The 1,879-nt window shown below is 51.5% G+C and carries 3 protein-coding genes; all 3 read right to left on the reverse strand.

The window, feature by feature from the left end; genetic code table 11:
- Positions 1-553 precede the first annotated feature (553 nt).
- Positions 554-1,012 carry a hypothetical protein gene (locus tag B060_RS0123450; RefSeq protein ID WP_155847998.1) on the reverse strand — a complete coding sequence of 153 codons (459 nt, stop codon included), beginning with the start codon at positions 1,010-1,012 and terminating at the stop codon, positions 554-556.
- 368 nt (positions 1,013-1,380) lie between these two features.
- Entirely contained in the window at positions 1,381-1,662 is a 282-nt protein-coding gene (locus B060_RS27540) for a hypothetical protein (RefSeq protein WP_155847999.1), read from the reverse strand.
- A 4-nt stretch (positions 1,663-1,666) separates the two neighbouring features.
- The coding region (locus B060_RS27905) for a helix-turn-helix domain-containing protein (RefSeq protein ID WP_018084220.1) at positions 1,667-1,879 on the reverse strand (213 nt) is incomplete at its 5' end.

Raw genomic sequence — 1,879 nt, forward strand, 5'->3', positions numbered from 1 at the left:
TCCTGTCCCAGAATTTCTATCTTTGGATTGTGGCTGGTCATAATGACGACATTGCTCCTACCTCTTATTTAAGTGGGAGATCCTGTCCGGTCAATATGGGGCTATTTCACCAGAGCCACGATCTGAACTTACATCGGCGTAGTCTTGGCGTTTTACAGCCTTTGTTCACAGCATGCGCCACTCTTTCGTAGTTCTTCCGTCGTTGGGACGCGGGTCGAGCCGTATTGACTCTGCCCGACATCGGTCGCAATCTCAGCGTGAAATAAGCTTGGGAGGGCTGTGTGTCTAAATTCAAAGTTGCGTGCTTGGTCGGACTAATAATTGCGAGCCTGGCGCCGGCAGCTATTGCAGGTTCGCGCTACTCAAGCCGTCCGTACTATGGCGGCGGTCACCATACATCTAGTCACGGCGGGCACTATTCGGGATCGTATAGAGGCTCATCGCATAAGGGTGGGCATTATAAGAACGTCAGAACGTCAAACCGCTACGGGCGGCATAAATAACAGGACCTATTTACGTAGCTAGGGTGGAGGTAGCTGGCATGGGCAGGAAACTAATTTGCTGTTTTCTTTTTTTTTGAAACGGAAGGTTTCCACCTGATTTTCTGGCCATCGAACTCCCAAAATAGAACTTCGAAATTTTCCAAATAGGCCACCAGAGCATATAGGGGCAGCATCACGGCCAGCGCCATCAACGACCACTTCCTGATATCGACGTGAACTATTTTGTTCCCAGACGGGACTGGTGGCACAGGGATGGACGAACTTGGGTCAGGATGTACTAAGTACGATCCGATAGAGATTGTTCCGAAAAATGCCACGACCGCCCATATAGGCCAAAGCCATTTGGTTAGCCAGCCAGTCAGCAGCGCCAACATGATGGATGGAATCCAGCCAAGAGTTATTCCCCACATCCAGCCCCACTCAGACAATAAAAACCACCAACCAAAGCCCAGCACCACGGCGCCGACCGGCACCCGCATGGCGGTTCCAAAAGTTAAATAGCCGCTCAAAACGTCCCCCTATGTATCGCGCACGGCTGGTGCCGGCCGGTTGAACACGCGCCACTTAGGAGTTTACACGCCTCTCCCGTTCCCGGAGAAAGGCCGTGTTGTATAGGCAGAACCAACCCATTTAGGAAATTCTCCTATGTGTAAACGCTTAAGCGCTCCCATCGGCTGTCAAGGCTTTCAGGCTATTTCGTTATCGCATTGCTCGCAGAAATTGCAAGCAATGGGGAGAGCCTATTTGTCAACGATCTGCTTTGCTGGTATGCCAATTTGAGTGGCGACAGTCTGGCCACCCATGGGATGAGGTCAACGACCATTCTCGCAATTGCATTTAAAATGAGGTCGCCTGAAGGCTGTTTTACCTCGAATTTTCATGACGAAGCTGTCGCTAATGCAAGCAGCGCCGCCGCCGCCGCACTTGCACCTGCAGCATATTTATTCCAAAAGCTTTGGCGTTGGACGGTTTTTATGAAATCAATCCGCTCGCCGCGAATTTCGTCGAACATGGTAAAACCACCGCGATCAAACTCTTCCTGGGAAATCTTGACCGCAACCGTTGCTGAAATCCACCAAAGGATGCCGGAAACTATCGAAGCCCCGGTCCCGAGCCACAATGCAGTTCGATGCAATACGATTATTTGTTCTGGGCTCATTGGATTAATTCTCTTTGGATTTGCGTAACCGCACCCCGGCCCCACCACCGTTCTCTGGAATGAACTCGGCACCCGCAGCTTCAAGCGAGCGACGTAGCGCCTCAAGTGTTGCCGGAATGGCCCCTCTCGTTTCGCCCTCAAAGTTCACAACCGTCCTAAGGCTTACCTTACTTAAGTCGGCCAGATCCCCTTGATTGAGATTAAGGAGGCCGCGTGC

Source organism: Asticcacaulis benevestitus DSM 16100 = ATCC BAA-896, from assembly GCF_000376105.1.
GTDB lineage: Bacteria > Pseudomonadota > Alphaproteobacteria > Caulobacterales > Caulobacteraceae > Asticcacaulis > Asticcacaulis benevestitus.